Genomic DNA, 21,025 nt, shown 5'->3' on the forward strand with positions numbered 1-21,025 from the left:
CCTTACAGAATTGCGGTTGAAGACATGCTGATGGATTGGATTAACTGACCGTCTACCCAGTAGAAGATCGCCCCCTGCAATTGACGCTCAAGTCGCGCCGCGCCGGTTTGCGTCGGGATATACAGATACCATCCCTCAGAATACAGCGTCGCGGAGATATCTTTGCCAACCGTGTTGTTCACGATACGGATTTGCGCATTATCCAGCACCACTCCCTTCTGAATTGCACCGAAAGTCAGAGCCTGGTTAGCAACGTCAATTGTCGCTGCCTGAATCGCACCGTAGCCGTTTTGGTTGAACGGGTAGGACTGATTGTTGGTGAACAGGTTGGCGTATGCGCTGACAAGATTAGCGTTAATCCAGACCTGATCGATGAAGGTATCCAGCCAGACGAATTTACCGGTAATAGCACCGTCAGATGCGTACTGAGCCATGGTCTTATTCAGGCTGTAAGCACCGTAGAAGTTGTAACCGTTCGATTTCAGAGCCTGAGCCGTAGCCAGATCGCTCACGTTAGGGGTCAGGCCTGGGAACCCACGGAACTTGAACGAGATACGCCCATTGGTGCGAGCAAAGTCAACCGATGCGGCATAGGCCAGTGCGGTTACGCTGTACAGATATGTGCCGTACACCGGGAAAATGTTCTCGTAGCCATTAGCCACAACCACTTTCTGCACGAAGCAGTTAGCATTGTTGGCGACAGTTCCCTCAGACGTGGTGTCATGCACGACATAGCCAAAGCGGTTTTTGCTGCTGCTTGCCCATGCGCACAATTCTGTTTTCTGGTTATCGGTAAGCTCGACCAGCGAGTTAAACAGGATCCAGTTCTGGTTGACGTTGATGATGTTATTCATCGTGTCTGTCAGCGTTACAGCATCGGAGCCCGGAGATACGATTGCTGCAGTAGCCTGTGTCAGCAACAGACCGGTTGCCAGTGCTCCAGCGGTCGCATAAGACACTTCGCTATCTGCGCCGGTAGTAGCAGAGCGAATGATGAAGCGATTAGCAATTGGCAGCCATTCAACTGCGACCTTGCTTGCCCCGATACCAACCTGCAGCTTTGATGCAATGTCGCTGAAGCTGGTAGCCGTTGACAGGTCGATTGACGTACTGGTGACCGATACGCCGTCAACTGACAGGGTAATGGTGCCAGCCGGGATTGCTTTCAGGGTAGCCAGTGCCACGCCTTTCAGATTACCGGACAGCAAATATCCAGCAACGTCAGCAGTAACGATGCGGTACATCAGCAACTCACCAGGAATGACGGATGAGTTTTCGTAGCCGTTGAAATACTGCTGAGCGGCGAGGAATTCTTTCGATTCACTGCCCATCAGAGCAGAGACATCGGAGGATGAGAAATAAGATTGCACCGCGCCGACCGGAATAAGCTCGTTATCGGTCAGCATCAGGCCGTTAGCATCAACCGCAGAACCGGCAGGCGTAACGACATTGGGCGTGATATTGAAATCTACGGATAAAGGGATTGTGCTCATTGGCGTCCATCCACCTGTTGGGTTGTAATTTCTGCTTTGTCGAAATAGTCCTGCGGGAACGACACGGTAATGTGCGCCTGCAGGGATAGCGTGAGGGTATATCTTTCCTGCCATTGGCTTTCGGCGTCGATCATCGGCGCTTGAATTGCAGGTGATGAGTAAAGCGGAGCGAGCCGGACATCAATGGCTTTGATGGTGTCGTAGCCATAACTGCTCGCGAACGTGGTTTCGAGTGCAATGGCCCGATCCCCTGCACCCTGACCGTAGATATCCACCTGAATATCAGCCTGGCGAACTTCGGTGTATCCCATGGCGCTTGTTGCCGGAGAGCCAGTGTCCTGCTTGATGTCTCTCGTCGTGGATAACCGGGGAAATCGCAAAGGGGTCAGGATGCAGAACTGGCCTTTTGGCATCGGAACACGGTTAGCCTGAGCTTGCTGGCATGTTCCGGCTATCGGCTCGATGTAGCCAGCCAGCACATCGATCACATCATCTACAGTGAAATCATTCATGTGCTCACCTGCAACACGGCAATCAGACGACACCAGTCAGGCCATAGCTCCACCGGATCGACGACAAGCCATTGCTCGCCATTAATCACGAAGATATCTCCGCCTTGCTCCAGTTCACGCTGCACGCTGAAGTAGTTGCCATTGACGTAAATCACCTTCGCCAGCCCCTGAATGTTCAGGCCGTCGACGTGCTGCATGTCGCCGCGGCTGATTGGCTGCAACTGGATGGTAACGTTCTGGTCTGGAAGGTAAGACGGAACCGGCTTTCGCCCGGGCCCGATGGTTTCACCGGCGTATTTCTTCAGGATTGCTGAGATATTGGGGTTGATGCTGGTGATCGCGTTATTGGCTATCTGTCTGAGATTCAATTTCGCTCACCTCATAGCTGACGCTGTTTAGCATGTTGGACGTGTCAATCAGCGGTTTATCGAACCCTTTTCTAGCAATCGTCACTGGAGACAGTGGCGGGGTGTCAAGTTGTCTTATGGACCCTTTGATATCATCGACAATGATTTCACCAATAATCGAAAGTACATCACGGGTATCGCCACCATTTTCTATAAGATTTGCCATTGCCTCCTGCCATTCACCTTCATGCTCAGCTATGGCATTCCTGAAATAAGGGCGAGGAGGTTGATTATTTGCTGGATTGCCAAATTCGTTAGTTGCCGCCACCATTGGAACCTGAGTTCCGTCTGGATATGTGGCACCTTCAAGAAAGCCAGCCTTTAATTGCAGGTTTTCAAAAGAGCTTGCCGCTTTATCCAGTGCATCCATCACCTTATCCATCAGTACCTCCGGTAATATCCGTAGGGATAATTTGATGGGGAATGACCGCTTATGTACTGGAAGGTGCGGAATGGTGCCGTAGCATTCCAGTAATCAGCGCCATACTTTGTTTGCATGTACCATGCTGAGTTTGCTGTTACCCCTGGCATATCCGCATGAACGCTAACTGAACCCTCTGAAGCGCTATCTATTCGCCCGACCAATCCTGATGGAGACTGCCCATTAGCGCCCGAATACAGAAAGGCGATATGGGCAACTAGCATATTCAGCAGCATTGCGCGGACAGCCAGATCCGACACACGACTAAAGTCTGTGTTATCGAGATATATGGTTGCCTGAGTGAAATACTGCTGAAGGAGTGCGTCGTCGACAGATGAGAATTCAGGATAGCGTAGCTTAAATACGGCGGGGTCAAATATTACGACGCCCATTCACTGCTCCCGCTATTTGGTGTCAGCCTTTTTGACGCCCGGAGCCGGATTTTCCGGATCCAGACCTTCGAGGCCAGTTTTGGCTTTTTCCAGATCTTTACCCTGTGCCTTCACGCTGCGCTCGTCTTTCTGGATGAATACCGCGTTGTTCTGGATATAAGCCGCATCGTGATAGGTCGCAATGAACTTATCCATGAAGTCTTTCTCGACCTGAGTTACGCCGAAAGCACCTTCAGGAATTGCACCATCAAGACCACGCAGGGCGGTTGATGCCGCCCCGTTCAGGATTACTGTTTTGCCATCCAGAGTGACCTGAAGGCCGTTTGGCAATTTGCAGCCAACACTTACCATTTCTGCCATGAATTAAACTCCCAACATGCTTGCAAATGCCAGCGGCTGGCGAATGATTGCGCCCCAGGTACCACCGGTTTTCTTTTGTTTGTACGCGGATAGATCAACAACCACCGGATGCGCACGCATTTTTTCTGTGAATGCACAGTAGCCAGTGTCCTGACCATCCAGATCGTCAGCAATCAGTTGAACCAGTTCGCCTGATGCGGTGTTGTACTCAACAGCGGTAACAACGCGCAGGTTCGGGAAGTTTTTCTTCAACTGGTCCGATACGTTGACGTTGTACATGTTGGTCTTGGTCAGGTTTGCTTCTGACTCAGGAGACATCGCCAACGTCATCTTGCTGTCGCGTTCAACGTAACCTTTGGTCTGCTTGATCAGTTGCGTGTACAGCGCCTGAATATCGTCATACACGGCCTGACCGTCTTTGGTTGCCCATGTAGTGCCACCACCGGTCCCCGTTGCACCTGGGGTGATTGATGCTGGAAGATTCGGATCGTTCAGGATGCCGTAGTTCTTCAGGCCAGCAACGCCGAAGAAGTAGGACTTGTTCTGGAACTTGTTCAGGGTCAGAGCTGAAGCGGTGTTCAGTTGCTGAGCCCATGCGATACGCCCTTCACCATAACGGTCCAGTTCCAGTTCACCCCACTGAGTGATGGTCTGGTACAGGTAGGATTCGCGCGCAACCCAGTTTACGTTTGCACTTACCTGCCCGTTGTTGTTGTAGTCGCCGTAGCTGGAGACCTGACCTGTGGATTCAACAACCGGGAATTGCGCGGTCATGGTGGTCCAGTCGCCCTTCTTGGTTTCTCCAATGATTTCCACCGCTTTCATTGGGGTAACCAGGATGCGAAGCAGTTCCGGTTCAACTAAATTGGTAAAGTACCATGGAATACCAGCGTTGCTGGCAGTAACCAGAGTTGGCTGGGCATCCATTGCGTAGGAATAGCTACGCGCTTCCGCGTCGGTCAGATAGGCTTTGGCTTCCGGCAGGATTACACCGTAATCCCGTTCAGCCATCGCTTTGTGTTGTAAAAATTCTGCGTTATTCATTGATTAGCTCCAGGTGCCCATCTGAATCAGTTCGCCAGCAGCGCCAGCGCTACCAACAACAAATTTGGTTTCTACATAGCCGGAAATGGTCGCACCGGCCGCGCCAGTGGTTACTGAACCATCAGACAGCTTCGCGAAGATTTTCTGACCTACGGTTGCCGCACCTGCGGTTTTCACCCAGAAGTCGCCAGCGGTCATCAGAGTCATCTGGAAGCCAGGCTGAACAGTCATTGATGCCTCAGCCAGCCATGTGGTAATAGATGCTTGCCCTTCACGATGAACGAATCCAGCCGGAACGCCTGTACCGGTATTGTCGACAACGCCGTTGGTTACCCATGCGAAGCGACCGACGATTACACCATTGGTGCCAGCTACCAGAGCACCTTCACCCGCCAGCAAGCTTGCTTTCGGGTTAGCAGAAGCGAAATCACCTTCAACGCCCGGTGCCTGCTGCTGATTAATTACACTTTGAAAGCCGCTCATTGCTTAGCTCCGTTTCATTTTGGTTGCGCCAGGGAATGCTTTGGCGAAGGAAGTCGTTGCCGCTGAGTCCATACCCAAGCCGTGGGAAGGTTTGCGGGCATCAGATTTCTGGCTGATGGCAAATTCAACCATCGATTTCAGCGCTGAAGCATGGACGCCTTTATGGTCTGCGCCGATGGAATCGAGAGCGAATCGATAAATAGACTCTGCTGAATCCATTGCTACCAGACTCACATCACCTACCAGAGAGCGAACACATTCACGCGCTTCATTGGCCTGACGGATGCGACCCATCACGTTTTCTTCAGCTTTGCGGATTAATGCGGCATCCATAGCTGCTTTGTCCTCTTCGTCATCTTCATCTTCGGCTTTCTTTTTATCTTTGCCGTCATCATCTTCGTCTTCCGCTTCTTTGCGGTCGCGATCACGGTCTTTACGTTCACGTTCTTCACGCTCTTTGAGTTCTTTCTCTTCGCGTTTCAGACGTTCAGCCTCTGATTCGTTGTCTTTCTCTGCCTGTGTGGCTTCGTCCTCGACAACCTTTTGTACTTTCTTTTCCACGTCTTCTGGCTTCTCATCACTTGCCAGCATGGGCGTGATAATTGCCATCAACTTTTTGGTAAGTTCTGACATTGATTTCATTCCTGTAGGTATTGAATCCCCGACAACGACGTCGGATCCGGCTCTGCCCTCTATTACGAGAGCAACGTGGTTCCCGACGATATCGCGCATTACGCCATCATATGGATGGCCTTCATGCACGCCGGGGGTCATGTCAGCTACATATCTGTAGGCCGACGAAAGCTCTTTCTTCTCGTCCGTCTCGATTCCAGCGATGGAATCCGCATCCCAGACGACAAGAGAGTTTTTAAGGTAAGTCCCGTCAAACTCAGCATCAGTGCCAGTAGACCCAACCACAGCCATCTTCTGAGGGTCTGCGGCGGTAACCGGGATGTGTTCGTTAAGTAGCGGGATGTTGTTGAATGTCGATGCTGCTTTGGCTAACTCTTTCGGGTCGCGAAGCAGGTAGTAAACTTTGTCAGGCTGTAGGCCTAGCGATCTGGAATTTGGGATTTCACGACCATAGTAGGGGCAGATGTTAGCCTTGCTGATTGGCGTCAATTCGATGTGCAGGCGACCGTCCTTATCAAAGGAGCGAACCGTTGCCCTGTCGAATGCCAAAGCGGAGTCGCCAGTGTAGCCATTAGCGTAAGCCGCTTGCTCCTGCTCTTCTGCTTCTTCTTTGGTTGGATAAACCTTGCCGTGATTTTCCCATTGCCAGCCGCCGTCAACTTTGCGTACGGGCATGGATTTACCTTTCTTAAGGCAATAAAAAAGCCGCCTCAGCGACCATTGTTTTTCTTCAAAGCGGTTATTGTAAGAAGCGCTATAACCACGCCGCCAAATATCAATGTCAGGCCTAATGCCTTGAACACTTCAATCATTTTCTCTCCAGGCCAGGGATGATCGGAGACCACGTGCAACGGCAGTTGATAGCCTCTCCCGGCAACACCCATTCACCATCGAGATACAATCCCTTATCGAGATCGAACTCTTTTCCGTCTGCTTTCACGTGGGATGGCCTTGGTTGCTTCCCAGCGTGGGAGTGTCGCCAGATGCCTTTAGTGATACCTAACTTCTTCTGACGCTCAGACTGAATTACCGCTGTCGCTTTGTTGTTCTGGTCACGAGCGATAGTTTCCGCACGTCTGCGCGTGATTCCGTAGCGCTTAACCAGTTCATCAGTGAGGTAGCCAAGGTCGCGACCGCGGCTGACTGACTGCATCACCATCGTCTCCACCTGAGTGTGATAGTGTTCAGGTATTGACTTAATCAGATTAACGTTCTCGTTAATGACGGCCTGCATCGCGTTTTTAAGCTCATCGTTCATCGTGAACTTAACCGTGAAGCCGCCAGCCTTTAACGCGGAGTGAAGCGAAACGTCAGTGTTGCGTAGTGTCTTGTCGACGAAGCGATCTGCCAGTTTCTTCGCCAGTTCATTGAACTTGCCTTCCCACTGCTTACCGAGCTTAGCCAGTCTGCGCTTTAACTCATTCGCCGGGCTGGCATCCATTGCCATGCTGTCTTTGTAGCCAGCCTCAAGCCAGTACCGGTATGACTTGTTCATCTCCCGAACCAACTTGAGAAGCTCAGCACGATACCATTCGTGAACGCCTGCGTTAGCTCTGACCGGACGAAGGGTTTTCTGGGTCTTCGAATCCTTCTTCGATGGACTCGTTTTCGTACTCTTCTTCGTCATTTTCCGCTTCCATCAGATGATATGGACTGGACTTATCCGACTGACGCATGGAGGCGATCGCATCAATGTCATAAATACCAGCTTCGGCATAGTTCTTGTCTGCCTCAGACTGATGCTTCATTACCTCGGCTTTCTCGGCTTCTGTTAGCTCGTACAGCGGCAGGAACTCGAAATCGATGTCAGGGTCAATCTCGCCAAATTCGTTTAACTGAATGACATCCAGAACCGTTTTCAGTGGGCTCCTGAATAGATTCTCCTGCATGGCATGAATAGAGTCGTAGAAGACACGAATCTCACCATCAGATGATGCGTTGAGTCCGTTTGGCGTAATGCCAAGTAGCTTAACCAGAGGAATGCTTGATACCGATGCCATCTGCTCTTGTGCTTGCGCCTGAAGGGCGTCGACACCGGACAGACTTGTTACGAACTGGAAGAATTCTTCCGCATCCTTATCAACAAGGAACATTCCGCGATTGTCGCGAACCTTATTGAAGAATTCAGCACGCATAAACAGGTTTGGATCCGCAACTCCGGATAAAACGTTTTGCATGTTCGTCTTAAGGCCGTAGACCACAAACGAGTGAACAAGATCGCTAACGCTGTCACGCGTTCTCAGCCAGTTCTGCACGTAGGGTTCAGCCATCTGACTCAGCGATAGGCCGCCAAAGTTATACGCCGCCTTGAGAATGTCGGGAACCTGGCGAGAAATCATCGTCAGCATGCGGCTGGCGTGAACTGTGCGCCCCATGACGTACCATTCAGCCGGGTTGAAGAAGTCAGGGCTTAGCGGGTTGTCAGCGTTATACACGCCCGGGTAGGTCCACATCGCCTCGATAACGCGGAACCCGTTCAGGCTGCCTTTGGTTATCTTACGCGGACTGATGTAGAGCTTCTTGTCCAGCTCATCAGGAACCAGCCAGGCAGAATTACCGCTCGGCGTCTTCACATCGATGTAAATCTGGCCGCGACCGAAGTAACCGTCATGCTCAGCAGCTTCACGGAACTTTTCACGCACCTGAAAGCGCCTTAACGCGTCATCCAGTTGGCGAATCTTGTCGGCCTTATCGTCACCCTCATCTTTCCCGACGTGCTTCAGCTCAATCCACTTGCGCGTCATTTCCTCGGCGATTGTGCCGGTAATCTTGCGATATTCCGGCAACTGAGCAAGTTGTGACAGATATGGATAGCCGGGGAAACCGCCATATCCATATGCGGTGATATTGGCTGAATTCAGGTAACTGTATGGTGTGGAGTCCATAGCCAGAGCTGCATCACCGATATGCTCAGGGATAACTCCCGGTGGCGGTGTGTAGCGCTCAATCTGGCGAAGCACTTCACCCTCTGACTTAATCCTTTCTTGCTCATTCATCATCGCCAGCGCAGTAGCCAGCGACATGGGCTGTTTTGCCTCTTCCTTTGGAGGCTCAGCTTTTTTCTTTTTCCAGCGTTCAAACACTATGCGAGCCTCAAAAGTTCTTCAGATATGCGTAACGGGCCGTTGCCATTCTTCATTTCGTCGATGGCATCCATCATTGGATCGAGTTGGTCGTCGTGCGTATTGAAATCAGGGTTGATGGCTTCCATCTCTACGAGGAAGTCGTTAATGAATGGGGCGTTGCTGGGTAGCTTGATATATCCGGATTCGATATAACCTTGTACATCCATCAGGCGCGTGTACTTGTCTTTGTCACGCTGAATGGCCTTGATGGGGCATATCGCCTTTTTACGGATGTTCTGTATCAGGCCGGTTCCGGATGATTTGTCCTCTATCGCCATGTGACGAAGTGGTCCATTCTTCAGCGTCTTGCACTTTTCCCAGAATGCGACGGCGCGGCGCTGCAATTCATCGGCTTCCCATTTACCGCGGATCATGTCTATCAGGTAGATGTAACCGTCAGTGCCAAGCCCCCAATGCTCAAATACAGAGAAGTCGTTGACCTCTTTTGTCTTCTGCGCGGTATCGCCATAGACGGCTCGCCACTGCATGGGAGGCAATACGGAGTATTCGCCGAACCATTCAGATTTAATCAGGCCGCCGCCTTTAGCGGTTGGCCTCTGCTGATACAGGGCATTCCAGACCAGGGATCCGCGCTGCTTGCATTTCTCGACAAACTCTTGTGGCATGCGCTCAGGGAAGAGAATTTCACCGGGATTGCGCAGGTGATACACGTTGCCGTTAAGCTCGTGAATCTCTTCCTTCTCAGCCTCCATTGGGAAGCTAACCACACGCCAGCTTTCTCCGCCCTCTTCAGCCAGTTTGAGTAATTGGCCCGCCAGGTCGCTTTGATGCCAGCGCGTAAGAATGATGACGATGCCGTTTATCTTTGGATCAACACGAGTGAAGAACGTCGTGTCGTACCAGTCCATCACCGCTTCCTGATAGGTTGGAGACGATGCTGTTTTGTAATCTTTTGCGGGGTCGTCAATTACCCCGATGTTCATACCCTGCCCGGTGATACCGCCGTTAACGCCAGCAGAACGATATGAGCCGCCGTGTAGCTCACCTTTCGCGTCTACAGGCTCCCATAGCTCAGTTTTGTTGATGCCGCCCGCCAGACTGCGCCCTGAAGGTATTTTCACATCAGGGAAAACGTCAGCGTACTTATCAGAGGTAATGATGCGCTTAACATCCCTGCTCATTCGGTCTGACAGGTCAGAAGAATATGAGCAAGAGATGATATTCCACGATGGATGCTGCCCTAACACGTATGCGGGGAATCGCCGAGAGCAAAGCTCACTCTTTCCTGATCGAGGAGGAGCAAAAACCATCAGACGCGGCATGTTCCCGGCTTTAACTTCATCGAGGAAGTGATCTAACTCCGCGCAAAGCAGCTCGTTAAACCAGCCTGTTTCGTATTGCGGATTGGTGTACAGCGTGAAGTCGAGAAGGTTTTTACGTGCAGAGCGAATCGCCAGTTCTTTATGAAGCTCATAAATCTGAGCGTTTCGATTCAAGCTGATTGGAGCGCCTGCCATTTCCCAGCTCCTTCAGTTTCTCTTCAAGCAATTCTTCGGACATGTCGGCATAGCGAACTGGACCACCGTTAGCGCCGGTAATCTCTGTTGCCGTTTGCTCTTTGAATGCCTGGACTGTTACGTGCTTGCCGAGTAGCTCAAGGTTCTTCACCTTGTCAGGCCATTTAATCTTCTTCAGGATGCCAACCATCTCTCGGTCATCGCCGCGTCCTTCGAACATTTCCGCAAGGTCAAATCCACTGAGATAGCGCCGCCATGATGCAGGCCACTCAGAGACGGGCTTCAGACTCATGTCATCAGTCATGATGTCGAGCACGTCCATTTGGTCTATCTCAACCAAGCGTCGGAGAACATAGGCGGCATCGATACCAGTCTGCTCAATGCGGGCTGCCTTAAGTTCGGCGACAAAGTTTTGGACATTAACATTTGCTAACAGGCGTGATGCTTGTTCATTGGCGGTCTTCTCGCTGTAACCCGCCCTGATAGCTGCCTGAGTGGCATTGAGGTCTTTCAGGTACTCACGGGCAAACAGCTCTTGTTTGTCGGTGAGCTTTGCCATAATTAGAATTTCCTGCTTTCCGCTCACGGGAGCGAATTGCATTTCACAGAATTAAATATCAGGAAGCCAGAATACCGGCAGTACGAAGTTTTGCTAACAGGCCATTGAAATCAGCCTGAGTTGGTGCCGCTGTTAAATCAGCGATGGCTGGCATCTGCTTAACTGTACCTGCGGTGCTCGTGGTTGCCGCTACTGGAACATCCGAAGTGCTCGGCACTGTAGTAGGTACGCCACCAGTTGAAATTACGCGTTTAGTCATTTTGTTTATCCTAAGCGTTGATGATTACGGATACGCCTTCCACCATAGCCTTCACGTAGACAGGCGTTCCGCTGGATGCGACATATGTGCTTTTTGAATCTGACAGCGACGTTAGTGGCAGCCCGATAAGGCTGTTTGATGGCGCGGATGTTGACTGGCAAATCTGAGCAACTGCCGGGGAGTGCGTCCCGTATACGGCAATGGTCGCCGTTGCAGTTCCGTCATAAACCTGAATCCAACCACCAACAGCTACTGGCACGTTTAGTAATTGCATAATTCACCTTATAGGGATGGGACCATCTGCTCTGCAACAAGAAGAATCGCTGTTGCGGTAAACGTCGCTCCGTTCGATACGATGGTGATGTCACTACCGCTGGTTGCCAGATTCCCGTCTTTGTCGACACTGAAGAATGTCGGGAAAGAAAGAATATCTGTCGTGACCTGGGCGTCTCGCGTTTTTGTCAGCGAGTTACCATTGGTCTGCGGGAAATCAACCGTCATGCTTCGGTTAGTGGAAGCACCAGACCATGTACCAATGACGTTAACCTTGAACGTTACCGTAGTGTTCTGGTTGAAAACGTTCAGTTTGTTAGTCGTTGTGTTGAAGAATGGCGCAAGGGATCCGGTGTGCGTCAGGTTTTTAATCAGGTTAATAAGATTGGTTGGCGTGGTTGGGATAACCAGACTTAACCCGCTGAAGTAGCATTCTGATTTCTGCCTGACTGATGATGCCCCTGCTGGACCCGGTGGACCTGATGGCCCCGGAACACTACCAAATGGATAAAGCGACATACCTTCTCCTTAGCGCAACGGTTTCTCTGCTTCTCAGTAGTGATTGGTCACTTCCGGCTTACCCGTCAGCAAGATTTGATCACCGCCTTATTGGGGTTGAGCAATCTTTCCTTGTCGGGAGGATTCTATTTCTCGGATGGTTCGTACCTGTCCGTTGCAAGTATCAAGAGCACTCAGTAGAGCAACGTTAAGCTGCACACTGTCGCCAAACGTCATGTCTTCTTTTATGGTCGGTATGAAGCAATCAACCAGAAGATTTGCCGGTATCGGTACTGCTGGCGTCTTTACCACTTCGTATTGAATCTGCCTGTCTGCGCAACTGCTCAATGACAGAATCAGGAATAAGCTCGATAGAGCACTTGTTGTTTTTAAGCGCATCTTTCACCTCTTCCTGCAATCTCTGTGATTTCATTTCTGCTGCTGCCCGGCGCTTGGCTTCTTTATCTACCAGCTTGTTCATGTCAGTGACGGCGTCGGTCAGGTTCTGCAGCGTTGTTGCCAGATCGTTGTTCTTGACGTTGAGTTGCTTTGACTCTGCTGTCAGAGATGCGTTACTGATGCGCAACTGCCGGTTATCTGCTCCGAGCTTTACGATAAAGCCGATGATGATCAGCGCGAAAATGAATGGTATGAGGTTTTTAATCGTGGTGATGCTCATTTCAGAACTGCCTCCGCTTTATTCGTGCGGTCGATTCTGTCCTGTAGCCCATTGAATCCACCATTAATACGCCTGGTTAAGCCCTTAACATCACCGGCATCAGCAAACTGATTGCAGTTATTAGCCTTCCAGAACCAACCAGCGGAACGAGCCGCGTTTGAGTCCTGAAGAAGCAAATCCGGATTGGAAACCAAATCAAGATTCAGCGCTTTCCCGCAGGAGGAGTAATTATCCTTAAAGGTGATCTGCTTCAGTCCACGCCCACGATATTTCCAGCCATCGCCGTTTTGATTGTTCCCGTACCGGCCACCGTAAACGATATTCGCAATGGCTTCTTGTCGCGCTGGAGATAGCGACAGTTCACCGGACTTTCTTCCCAGTTGCTGTCGTTGCGGTTCGGTTAACCGGGATCCGAATATCTGTAGTCCAGATACCGAGTAATTAAGAGATTCCTGCACGGACCTGAACCCATTTGATTCAGTACCAATCTGTGCAAGAAAGTGAGCTTGTCTTTTTGGCGTGTCGATACCGAATTCCTTCATGGTATCGACTATGCACTGGTACCACTTGTCGGCTAAAGCCGGTGTGATACCTGTTGCTTTGATAAACTGGTCTTTATTCATTATCAGCTTCTTTCCCCGCCGCTTTGCTTAGGAAGCGACCTTCCAGAGCTTTAATTAGAGATGAGCCAGACCAGCCAGCCATACCACACACACCGCCAGTTACTTCCTGCGGCCATGCGTAATGTATGGCAATCATGATCATGATAAGCCCGGCGAAAATCGACACGATTAGTTGTAGGCACATGGTCCTCCAACTAAATGCTTCACCGTTGAGGACTTTGAATGAATAACTGGCTATTGCGCCGACTAGGGTCATGCCGAAAGCGATGAGGATCGACCAGAGGTTCGGATCGCTTTTGTATGGCATTCTGTTCATTTCCACCCCCAGACTCGGGGACTTGTTCAAAAATAAGATTGCGGTTGATTGTTAGATGAACAAATCCGATCTAATGTCTATACCGTCTGATCAGACGATATGGGCCTTCGGTCTTTGTTCGTGATTCGAGTCACGGGCAAGATGGCGGTGAGTAGTTGACGCTACTTACCGTCGCCCATTTTCACGAAGCCCGCCATTGAGCGGGTTTTCTTTTTTGAAGCGCACTAGACCACCGTAGCCACAGATATTCAGCAATGAGTTGGTTGGGTCTGGTTCTTGGTGGTAATGCGCTTTAAAAAAGCCAGCGGCGATGCTGGCAAGATGAGGGTAGTGCGTTGAGCTTTCGCTCTTATGGTCCTGGTTGGAATTTGGTGTGTGGTGGCCGGTGCTGAACTCCGGCATGGGGCTCTGAGCTGACCCTACGAGCGTGCTGGATGGCGCATCAGCCTGCGCATTCACCACAACGATAATTGCACTGCGCCTGTTTCGGTTAGCGTAACGGGATTAACCGGTCACCCCAATGCAATTACCTGTTGTGCAGATATAAAAAAGCCCCGCATTTCTGCGAGGCTATTAATTCTTCGATACCGCCAGTGCATACAACATTGGCACAATATCAGATTTACATGAAATATATGCTTTTCAATCCAGTTTTGCAAGACTTACATCTAAATTTGTCGCCTTTTGTTGTGAACGTGATCGCGTTACTTGCAATAAGGCGCTGCTATCAAGACGCATGAATGTGCGTTTCATCTCCAGCCATCGATCGGTAAATGTCTCAGACCAGTTCTTTGGTGTGACGCCAACAAGCTCTGCCAGTTGCTGGTATTCGTAAGTTTCTCGCCCTGCCAGTTCTGCTTTAACGTCCTGCGCCGCTAACCAGATAAGGGACTTCATCCTATCCAGCGTCTTTCCTGCTACCTTCTTTGTGCCAAGAGACGCTTTGAACTCTGCCCATGCCCACTGAGTGATCGAAACCTGATTTTCCCATCGCACATTCTCGCTATAGTTCCAGAGAAGCCACGCCTTCTGGTGCTCATCGAGCGACATCACTGCGCGACGCCATGATGCTGTTGAATACTCAACCGGTTGCACCAGTGCGATAGATGAACCTTTGGCGCGTGATTGATGCCCTGGTATTGGTGGGCTGGTTGGATTCATCAGGCGACCGTTAGCAGGATTAACCACCTTCAGACGAGAACGGCTTCGCGGTGTCGCTTCAAACATCGCATTCTCGGCAAACGCCACCAACTGGCCTTTCGTTGCTCCGCTCAGGTCAGCAGTCGCTACAATGAGTTGCTCGCGTACAAACTGCAGGTATTGAGTATTCATGCTTCTGCTCCTGATGGTTTATAGCGGCTGATGTAATTGCGTAAAATTCGGTAGTCCGTAGCAAATGAACCTGGGTGGCGATAGATGCGTAACCGAGTCCAGCGCAGACGAAGGTGATCAGCAAAGTAGGATTCGAATGTCATGCGGACTCCAGTTCCGTAATGGTCAGTTCAAGTCGACCGCCTTTGACGATCGGCATTTTCACCACGCGGTAATCGACGACCTGAACGTCATCGGCCCAGAACCCGGCTTTGGTCAGCGCGTCGAATGCTGCCTTTTGTAGGTTGTCCAGATCACGGCGGCGGCGATCTGGCATATGGCACTCTATGCGAACCTTCAGCGGTGAGTTGATCCCGATATCGAGCATTTCCTGTTTGATAACCTCAGCTACCAGGTCGCGATACTGTTTCCCTTCCTCGCTGATGTGAGTACGTCCACGGTTATGCCGGTAGTAGCGGTTATTGCTTGGAGGCCATGCCAGGCTGATTCGATAAGTATTCATATTTTTACTAGCCCCTCTTTCAGCCACATAACCTGAGTACGTGCCATACCTTCCAGAGCACACTCTTTCGCGTATTCCGCATCAACCAGATGGGTGCGGCGATCAATCTCATCATGGCACCGGCTGCATGCGATAGTTGCGATCAGGTCTGGTGGCTTAATTCCGGTACCGCACAGGCCAGCAAGACGGATATGCGCAAGGATGGTTGTTTCAGAGTTGCCGTTGCATACGCCGGGGATCCGCACCTGGCATTCACGCCCACGTGCCGCTTTACGTAAATCAGCCATTACGCCTCCTGCTTATCGCGCAATTGTTGGAATTCGCAGTTTCTTGGGATAGTCAGCGCCAGACCAAACTGGGCGCACCACGCTTCGACTTTGCACAGGAAGATGTGCATCTCTCCGGTATCGAGTTGAGACGTGTGGCGAGGTTCCCAGGTGGTTTCTTTGGCACCGGTGATGAAATCGGTGTAGGTGACTTCCTCGCAGCCGAGGTATGTCTTTTTGAGGTTACGCTTGACCCACTCAGGGGTAGCGTCAGTGCGTCCGGATTTAACCAGGTATTCGCTGATTTCCGTGTACCACATGTGGCTAAGCGCATTTTGACTAAGGCTACGTTTCTCTCTCCATGGCTTTAACTGGAGGCGATAGCATTGGCCGTCATTGAGATATGGTTGCAGGTGCTGACCGATGGCGGCGAAGTTGCCAGCATGCAGCTTGATTCCCTGCTCAGGGATATTCATACGCCACCTCCGAGAGGTAACGCAGAATGCAGAAAACCCTCAGCATTAGATAACGCTGACGGCATATGGTAGGTCGTACTCTTTGTGTTTCGCATCTAATTTCCCAATCAGATGCAGAGGTCACAGCCGGGTGCTCAATCCGACTGCGACATAATTATAACACTAATTTTGAGAGTGGGTAATGTTGCTTGACGTTGCGCCAGTATTAAATATTCACCTTGATAGCGAACACTTTAACCGGGTCGTCACCAAAATGTTTATGGGTGATTACCTGCTCAAGGTATCCGAGATATGGCACATCAATTCGACGGTCAGTATCATCTTTTCTCGGGTAACCTCTGGTGATTATCAATCTGTCATAATCTCGATTAACCAGGCGCTTTCGCCAGTAGTCATTCAGCAACCGGTACTCGAATTTCTTCTCGCCAGACTTCATCTGGTCAAAGTATTCACCGTTAACTGCCAGTTGAAGGTTAGCCATGCTGAACCGCCGAAGTAATCGTATTGAATGGGCAAGCAACGCCGATTGGGTGGCGACCGTTACAGATAAAGCAACGGATAGTGTTTAGCGGCTCATAGGTGCTTACTATCTGCTCGCGCTCTTCTTGTTCGCTTAGCGCATCGCGGAAGGCCACTGCAACAACCTTGCCTCCAAACGCCTGCATGTAAGCATGTACAGGAGGCTCTTTACCGTCTTCAAACTCAATAACGAAGGTTAACCTTGCCATCACTTATCCCCTTCAGACAGTTTTTGCATAGCTCCGGCGTAACGCTGCATCCCATGTTTAAGCGCTGCTTTCACCTCCTGCTGCGGTGCTGCTGGCAGTTCCATCCAGTGAGTTACCTTCCTAACCGTTTCGTCATCTACGGTCCACCACTTGTTTCTCGTTGCATCGTAGTAAGCTTCAAAACCATCTGATTCTGTCCACCCAGAGACATATCCCCAACACCATACAAAGTCTTTATCGTTTGGCATCCGCTCGCTTACCGGAATCCATGTATCCGGAGTTGCCGGAGAGTTGCCAGCCTGAGCGGTAGGTGTATTCACATGGTTATTCCATGAGCCGATTTCATCATCAGATTTACCATGTGCGCTGCCCAGCATCGCTTTAAACTCAGCAATCCCTGCGTCATGCTCTGCTCGCTGTTCCGGCGTCATAGTTTCCAGTTCAGCGTAATAGTCAGCACGTCGACGCAATGCTCCAAGAACTAAACTAGTAGGCACTCCTTTTCCGAATTTAAGACCCGGCTCAAGATGAACAGGGCATGGCAATTTTTCAGGTATACTCATAACTTCATCAATCACCTTCACAGCATCAGCCATTGCGTAGCCGAGATTACCGCCATCGCTTTGCGCTGCCGCTTTGCTGAGTATTTCGCGTATCTGGTGCAGGCGATCGAGTGATACAGGACCGTTCGCTGGGTGGTTGTTAGTTGTCATGGGTTAGTCCTCATCATCTGGCATTACCAGCGCAATATCATCAGGTACTGAAATCGTCAGCAGCGTGCTGTACCCACGCTCATGAACACTGTACGAGGCAGGCCATGTTGGCAGCGGTACGTCTTCGGCAATTTGGCTGATGCCTACACTCCACAGCCCAGAATCAAGGTAATAACCGACTACCTGCATTTCACCTTCTGCAGATTTCAGGTGATATATGCCAGGTTTGTTAAAGCAGCCAATTTCCTCGCGAATGGCACCTTCACATTCGAAAAGGTCATCGCTTGCACCATAAAATCTCAGTTCTTTCATATCTCATTCCCCCTTCACGCCAATGCCAGCGTCGCGGATTGCTTCGTCGAAGAACTGAGTAATTTCTGTGACTTTATCACCAGTGACTCGATATCTGTATGGTTGCCCGACTGAATCCAGAGTGTCACCCAGCGCATACCAGTCGTCAGAATACGGACAAGATTCAAATTTCCGACCATCTCCACCAGTGACATAACGATTACGTCGAGTCACTCCGCGATGGGTGCAACTACCACCTTGCCAACAGGTTGCGCCTTCTGGCTTAAAGTCTCGCTTTCCCATCACATATCCTCCACACTGAATCCAGCCAGACGAACCTGACGCTTAGCGAGCGTAATGGCTTCTTCATACGCCTTTTCTTGCTCAGTCCAGTAGCCGTTTGTTTTTGGCAGCAAAACGGGATAGGCTAACTTTTCCTCCAGTTCTGCTATGCGCTTTTCTGCGGCTTCGCGCATGTTCTTTTCGGCTTCCAGCTCATCCAGCAGCATCAATACCGCATCAGGTGTTGCTTTGTCGTGAAAATTATCATCGTCATATCCCCAGTCATCACTTGATTGGGCATGAATCGCCGCTTCACGCAGCGCCTGTTTGTTGAGTGCTGTCATTGGGCTGCCTCCAACTTCAATTCTTCAGAAAAATTCTGCAATTCATTGATGATTGCTTCGGTCTTATCTGGATTGCATTCGTTGCGAATAATCCATTCAATTCGTCCGATAAAATCGTTACGCGCACTGGCCCGCACTTCAGCCAGGTGCGCGTCGGTCGCTGGGGTTTCTGGCTCGTAACCATCGGCGCTGACGTAACGGATAATCTCCTCTTCGTAGAACGTCTCCGGCTTGACGTGTGCAACATGACAATCGTTGATGATGAAATTTTTCAGTCCCGCATTCTCCGCCGCCAGATCACTGCACTTGCTCTCGGCGTTAGCGAGCTGTACTGCAAGGTCTGTGAGTTTCAGCTCAAGATTGTGAATAGTCGCGTCTGCTGCCCGGAACTCTCGACGGGATTCTTCGAGTTCCCGATCAACTTCTGCATGATCCGCGTAGCGCACAAAAGCCCCTGTTAGATGCTCATTCATTGTGTATCGGCCGCCACCAAGTCCATACATGTCATAACGTTTAATTTTCATAACCCTACCCTCATAAAAAAGGCCCGCTAAGCAGGCCTGTTAATTTGTTAATTCGTCTGGTAAATCGACTTCATCACCGAGCTTTGAGAACACAACGGCTCGGCATATTGCCACCCTAGGGTTATCTGCAATTAATCCTCGCCTTTTCGCAGGATGACCAGACTCATTGACCCCCACCCAGTGAAAGAATTTTCCTGTAGCTGGGTCTTTTGACTGGTAGCAACTTACCGGCAGACTTTCCATTAACTCTCCGCATTGCGACCAATCTGTAGATGGAGAAAAAACATATCGGCTATGCCTCTTGGCGCTTTCTCCGCAAAGCTGATGCATTTCATTCAGGTAAACCTGCGCGTCTTGTGGTCGAGTAATTACGCCGCCAAGAGCTAATGCCACGGCAACGTCTAATTGCGTTCCGACCAAATCGGATGTTTTAACTTTCACCATTTCCTCCGGGCATAAAAAAGGCCGACTATCACGGCCACGCTTGCAGATAGCTCTGCTATGTAAGGTTCAGTCATGAGACAGGCCTTTCTTCAAATCCAAAGTGGTTGTAACTGGTTCCGATAGACTCGCGCAGATAAGCAATAACTTTCTTTGCATCCTCTTCGGTTGGGCATGTCCCGGCGGCGCTAGGTATTGTTCCGTCGTCGCTACTCTGGAATCCTATACCTCCCAGCGGGTTGTCATCTTCAGGTAGGTCTGTCAGGTACATTTTTTTGCCAAACTCTATCTGATAAATCAGGTATTCAGTGCTCATGCTCCTAACCTCCCGTAAACCATCATCATTCGCTTTCTCGCATCGCTCTGCATGAACTCAGCCACGACTCCATTCTTCGCCGGGTCGTATGGTGCGAACATCTTCGGGTCGTCGCTGTTGCGCGGCTTTTTCATCCCCTTCGCTTCCTGGCTACTAAGGTTTGCATCGACAGCGCGTTGCCTGATTTCTTCGTAGCCACCACTTTTCAGCCAGTGCTGATAAGAATCTTCACCGGGGAATACGCCGATACCCGGTACGCTGCGCAGCTTGCCCATGAACCGGAGTTGCTTGGCCTCTTCGTAGTACCGGTTACGGCAGATGCCAAGCTCCTTGTAAATCAGATCAACCTTGGCGGGCTGGTTAACTGCTACGTAATCGAGAATGCGTTGCTTTAAGCTGTCCATCATGCGGCCCCCTTCGAACGGTATGAATCCCAGGTGAATGACAGTGTGCAACCACCGCCGTCGCTCATACGGTCTATGACGCGCTCACCAATGAATGCCGCCAGTTCTTCTTTGGTCTGGTTGCTAATCAGGATGGTTGGCTTCATGCGCTCGTATCGAGTGTTGATGATTTCGAACATGATCAGCTTCTCAGCGTCGCTACCGAACTGGACCCCTACCTCATCGATGATCAGCAGGTCTGGCTTTGTGAAGTAGCGGATCACATCGTCTTCAGTGCGCGTTGAGCCCTTCGACCAGGTTGATTTGTACTCTCTGGCAATTTTCAGAGCGGTGGTGAATACGGCTGAGCTTTGATGCTCGGCAATGGCGATCCTGGCGATACCAAAAGCGAGATGGTTCTTGCCGGTTCCAGGCTTGCCACACATAACGAGTCCACCGCCTTTCTTCAATCGCTCAGGCCATCGGTTAGCGTACGCCTGGCAGACTTTCAGAACGCGTTGAGCATCGTCGTTTACTGGCTCGTAGTTCTGTAGGGTGCAGAACAAAAAACGGCTTGGTATGTCTAACGCCTCCATCAGCATTTCGATATTTCTCTTGCGAGATGCCTCATCGATGCGGATTTTTTCAGCCTGTAGTTCGATTAGCTCATCTCGAATGCAACCCGGGCAACGAGACGGGACAGTTGGTATTTTGATATGCGTAGTCGATACGCGACGGCGCTGTTGGAACGGTCCATGTATTTCGCAGGTGGCATCATCAAACTCAACAGTGCTGTTTGGGATTTCTAACGGTGGCTGCGATAGCTCTGAAAGCATCTTTTCCAGAGAGAAAATCTTTTCGTCCAGTGTCAT

The 21,025-nt window shown here is 50.6% G+C and carries 36 protein-coding genes; all 36 read right to left on the reverse strand.

The window, feature by feature from the left end:
- Positions 1-2: 2 nt before the first annotated feature.
- The gene (locus tag OGV65_RS22575) at positions 3-1,493 is read right to left on the reverse strand and encodes a DUF3383 domain-containing protein (RefSeq protein ID WP_286455444.1); all 1,491 of its coding nucleotides are present in this window, start codon (positions 1,491-1,493) and stop codon (positions 3-5) included.
- On the reverse strand, positions 1,490-2,005 hold the full coding sequence (locus OGV65_RS22580; protein ID WP_502874464.1) for a phage neck terminator protein: 516 nt from the start codon (positions 2,003-2,005) through the stop codon (positions 1,490-1,492). Before OGV65_RS22580 ends, OGV65_RS22575 begins: the two co-directional genes overlap by 4 nt.
- Positions 2,002-2,373: a hypothetical protein gene (locus OGV65_RS22585; RefSeq protein WP_286455446.1), complete on the reverse strand. Its 372-nt coding sequence runs from the start codon at positions 2,371-2,373 to the stop codon at positions 2,002-2,004. The genes OGV65_RS22580 and OGV65_RS22585 overlap by 4 nt, the downstream gene beginning before the upstream one ends.
- Positions 2,348-2,794 (reverse strand): hypothetical protein, encoded by a 447-nt coding sequence (locus OGV65_RS22590; RefSeq protein WP_286455447.1) that lies wholly within the window; start codon positions 2,792-2,794, stop codon positions 2,348-2,350. Before OGV65_RS22590 ends, OGV65_RS22585 begins: the two co-directional genes overlap by 26 nt.
- Positions 2,794-3,225 carry a DUF4054 domain-containing protein gene (locus OGV65_RS22595; protein WP_286455448.1) on the reverse strand — a complete coding sequence of 144 codons (432 nt, stop codon included), beginning with the start codon at positions 3,223-3,225 and terminating at the stop codon, positions 2,794-2,796. Before OGV65_RS22595 ends, OGV65_RS22590 begins: the two co-directional genes overlap by 1 nt.
- Positions 3,226-3,237: 12 nt before the next feature.
- Positions 3,238-3,585 carry a hypothetical protein gene (locus tag OGV65_RS22600; RefSeq protein WP_286455449.1) on the reverse strand — a complete coding sequence of 116 codons (348 nt, stop codon included), beginning with the start codon at positions 3,583-3,585 and terminating at the stop codon, positions 3,238-3,240.
- Positions 3,586-3,588: 3 nt separating this feature from the next.
- Entirely contained in the window at positions 3,589-4,629 is a 1,041-nt protein-coding gene (locus OGV65_RS22605) for a major capsid family protein (RefSeq protein WP_286455450.1), read from the reverse strand.
- A 3-nt stretch (positions 4,630-4,632) separates the two neighbouring features.
- Positions 4,633-5,112 (reverse strand): structural cement protein Gp24, encoded by a 480-nt coding sequence (locus OGV65_RS22610; protein ID WP_286455451.1) that lies wholly within the window; start codon positions 5,110-5,112, stop codon positions 4,633-4,635.
- Between the two features lie 3 nt (positions 5,113-5,115).
- Positions 5,116-6,420: a DUF2213 domain-containing protein gene (locus OGV65_RS22615; protein WP_286455452.1), complete on the reverse strand. Its 1,305-nt coding sequence runs from the start codon at positions 6,418-6,420 to the stop codon at positions 5,116-5,118.
- Positions 6,421-6,553: 133 nt separating this feature from the next.
- Positions 6,554-7,240: a phage head morphogenesis protein gene (locus tag OGV65_RS22620; protein WP_286455453.1), complete on the reverse strand. Its 687-nt coding sequence runs from the start codon at positions 7,238-7,240 to the stop codon at positions 6,554-6,556.
- Between the two features lie 52 nt (positions 7,241-7,292).
- On the reverse strand, positions 7,293-8,768 hold the full coding sequence (locus OGV65_RS22625) for a DUF1073 domain-containing protein (protein ID WP_286455513.1): 1,476 nt from the start codon (positions 8,766-8,768) through the stop codon (positions 7,293-7,295).
- A gap of 59 nt (positions 8,769-8,827) precedes the next feature.
- Positions 8,828-10,348 carry a phage terminase large subunit gene (gene terL, locus OGV65_RS22630; protein ID WP_286455454.1) on the reverse strand — a complete coding sequence of 507 codons (1,521 nt, stop codon included), beginning with the start codon at positions 10,346-10,348 and terminating at the stop codon, positions 8,828-8,830.
- Positions 10,302-10,907, reverse strand: coding sequence for a terminase small subunit (locus OGV65_RS22635; protein WP_286455455.1), 606 nt, complete (start codon positions 10,905-10,907; stop codon positions 10,302-10,304). Before OGV65_RS22635 ends, terL begins: the two co-directional genes overlap by 47 nt.
- A gap of 58 nt (positions 10,908-10,965) precedes the next feature.
- Positions 10,966-11,166, reverse strand: a complete 201-nt coding sequence (locus tag OGV65_RS22640) for a head fiber protein (protein WP_286455456.1) — start codon at positions 11,164-11,166, stop codon at positions 10,966-10,968.
- 10 nt (positions 11,167-11,176) lie between these two features.
- On the reverse strand, positions 11,177-11,440 hold the full coding sequence (locus OGV65_RS22645) for a hypothetical protein (RefSeq protein ID WP_286455457.1): 264 nt from the start codon (positions 11,438-11,440) through the stop codon (positions 11,177-11,179).
- Between the two features lie 8 nt (positions 11,441-11,448).
- The gene (locus OGV65_RS22650; RefSeq protein WP_286455458.1) at positions 11,449-11,958 is read right to left on the reverse strand and encodes a tail needle knob protein; all 510 of its coding nucleotides are present in this window, start codon (positions 11,956-11,958) and stop codon (positions 11,449-11,451) included.
- An 87-nt stretch (positions 11,959-12,045) separates the two neighbouring features.
- A complete protein-coding gene (lysC, locus tag OGV65_RS25565; protein ID WP_502874463.1) occupies positions 12,046-12,249 on the reverse strand; it encodes an Rz1-like lysis system protein LysC in 204 nt (67 codons plus the stop codon).
- Positions 12,203-12,616, reverse strand: coding sequence for a DUF2570 domain-containing protein (locus OGV65_RS22655; RefSeq protein WP_286455459.1), 414 nt, complete (start codon positions 12,614-12,616; stop codon positions 12,203-12,205). The genes lysC and OGV65_RS22655 overlap by 47 nt, the downstream gene beginning before the upstream one ends.
- The gene (locus OGV65_RS22660) at positions 12,613-13,239 is read right to left on the reverse strand and encodes a glycoside hydrolase family 19 protein (RefSeq protein WP_286455460.1); all 627 of its coding nucleotides are present in this window, start codon (positions 13,237-13,239) and stop codon (positions 12,613-12,615) included. The genes OGV65_RS22655 and OGV65_RS22660 overlap by 4 nt, the downstream gene beginning before the upstream one ends.
- Positions 13,232-13,546: a phage holin family protein gene (locus OGV65_RS22665; RefSeq protein WP_053389185.1), complete on the reverse strand. Its 315-nt coding sequence runs from the start codon at positions 13,544-13,546 to the stop codon at positions 13,232-13,234. Before OGV65_RS22665 ends, OGV65_RS22660 begins: the two co-directional genes overlap by 8 nt.
- Positions 13,547-14,197: 651 nt before the next feature.
- A complete protein-coding gene (locus OGV65_RS22670; RefSeq protein WP_286455461.1) occupies positions 14,198-14,887 on the reverse strand; it encodes a bacteriophage antitermination protein Q in 690 nt (229 codons plus the stop codon).
- A complete protein-coding gene (locus OGV65_RS22675) occupies positions 14,884-15,030 on the reverse strand; it encodes a YlcG family protein (protein ID WP_003833635.1) in 147 nt (48 codons plus the stop codon). The genes OGV65_RS22670 and OGV65_RS22675 overlap by 4 nt, the downstream gene beginning before the upstream one ends.
- On the reverse strand, positions 15,027-15,389 hold the full coding sequence (rusA, locus tag OGV65_RS22680) for a crossover junction endodeoxyribonuclease RusA (protein ID WP_286455462.1): 363 nt from the start codon (positions 15,387-15,389) through the stop codon (positions 15,027-15,029). The genes OGV65_RS22675 and rusA overlap by 4 nt, the downstream gene beginning before the upstream one ends.
- The gene (locus OGV65_RS22685; protein ID WP_151225680.1) at positions 15,386-15,676 is read right to left on the reverse strand and encodes a DUF1364 domain-containing protein; all 291 of its coding nucleotides are present in this window, start codon (positions 15,674-15,676) and stop codon (positions 15,386-15,388) included. Before OGV65_RS22685 ends, rusA begins: the two co-directional genes overlap by 4 nt.
- Positions 15,676-16,131 carry a YbcN family protein gene (locus tag OGV65_RS22690; protein ID WP_286455463.1) on the reverse strand — a complete coding sequence of 152 codons (456 nt, stop codon included), beginning with the start codon at positions 16,129-16,131 and terminating at the stop codon, positions 15,676-15,678. The genes OGV65_RS22685 and OGV65_RS22690 overlap by 1 nt, the downstream gene beginning before the upstream one ends.
- 205 nt (positions 16,132-16,336) lie before the next feature.
- Positions 16,337-16,612: an ASCH domain-containing protein gene (locus OGV65_RS22695; protein ID WP_219988195.1), complete on the reverse strand. Its 276-nt coding sequence runs from the start codon at positions 16,610-16,612 to the stop codon at positions 16,337-16,339.
- Positions 16,605-16,859 (reverse strand): hypothetical protein, encoded by a 255-nt coding sequence (locus tag OGV65_RS22700; protein WP_268064897.1) that lies wholly within the window; start codon positions 16,857-16,859, stop codon positions 16,605-16,607. Before OGV65_RS22700 ends, OGV65_RS22695 begins: the two co-directional genes overlap by 8 nt.
- On the reverse strand, positions 16,859-17,572 hold the full coding sequence (locus tag OGV65_RS22705) for a DUF551 domain-containing protein (protein ID WP_286455464.1): 714 nt from the start codon (positions 17,570-17,572) through the stop codon (positions 16,859-16,861). Before OGV65_RS22705 ends, OGV65_RS22700 begins: the two co-directional genes overlap by 1 nt.
- 3 nt (positions 17,573-17,575) lie before the next feature.
- Positions 17,576-17,884, reverse strand: a complete 309-nt coding sequence (locus OGV65_RS22710) for a hypothetical protein (protein ID WP_137361862.1) — start codon at positions 17,882-17,884, stop codon at positions 17,576-17,578.
- A gap of 3 nt (positions 17,885-17,887) precedes the next feature.
- Positions 17,888-18,166, reverse strand: a complete 279-nt coding sequence (locus OGV65_RS22715) for a hypothetical protein (RefSeq protein WP_286455465.1) — start codon at positions 18,164-18,166, stop codon at positions 17,888-17,890.
- The gene (locus OGV65_RS22720) at positions 18,166-18,489 is read right to left on the reverse strand and encodes a hypothetical protein (RefSeq protein ID WP_286455466.1); all 324 of its coding nucleotides are present in this window, start codon (positions 18,487-18,489) and stop codon (positions 18,166-18,168) included. The genes OGV65_RS22715 and OGV65_RS22720 overlap by 1 nt, the downstream gene beginning before the upstream one ends.
- Positions 18,486-19,013 carry a hypothetical protein gene (locus OGV65_RS22725; protein WP_286455467.1) on the reverse strand — a complete coding sequence of 176 codons (528 nt, stop codon included), beginning with the start codon at positions 19,011-19,013 and terminating at the stop codon, positions 18,486-18,488. The genes OGV65_RS22720 and OGV65_RS22725 overlap by 4 nt, the downstream gene beginning before the upstream one ends.
- Positions 19,014-19,052: 39 nt before the next feature.
- Positions 19,053-19,457, reverse strand: a complete 405-nt coding sequence (locus OGV65_RS22730) for a phage protein NinX family protein (RefSeq protein WP_286455468.1) — start codon at positions 19,455-19,457, stop codon at positions 19,053-19,055.
- 70 nt (positions 19,458-19,527) lie between these two features.
- On the reverse strand, positions 19,528-19,770 hold the full coding sequence (locus OGV65_RS22735) for a hypothetical protein (protein WP_286455469.1): 243 nt from the start codon (positions 19,768-19,770) through the stop codon (positions 19,528-19,530).
- Positions 19,767-20,177, reverse strand: a complete 411-nt coding sequence (locus OGV65_RS22740) for a hypothetical protein (protein WP_286455470.1) — start codon at positions 20,175-20,177, stop codon at positions 19,767-19,769. The genes OGV65_RS22735 and OGV65_RS22740 overlap by 4 nt, the downstream gene beginning before the upstream one ends.
- Positions 20,174-21,025, reverse strand: coding sequence for an ATP-binding protein (locus OGV65_RS22745; RefSeq protein WP_129397286.1), 852 nt, complete (start codon positions 21,023-21,025; stop codon positions 20,174-20,176). Before OGV65_RS22745 ends, OGV65_RS22740 begins: the two co-directional genes overlap by 4 nt.

Origin of the sequence: Citrobacter sp. Cb004, from assembly GCF_030337065.1 — a bacterium.
In the GTDB taxonomy this organism is placed as follows: Bacteria; Pseudomonadota; Gammaproteobacteria; order Enterobacterales; family Enterobacteriaceae; genus Citrobacter; species Citrobacter braakii.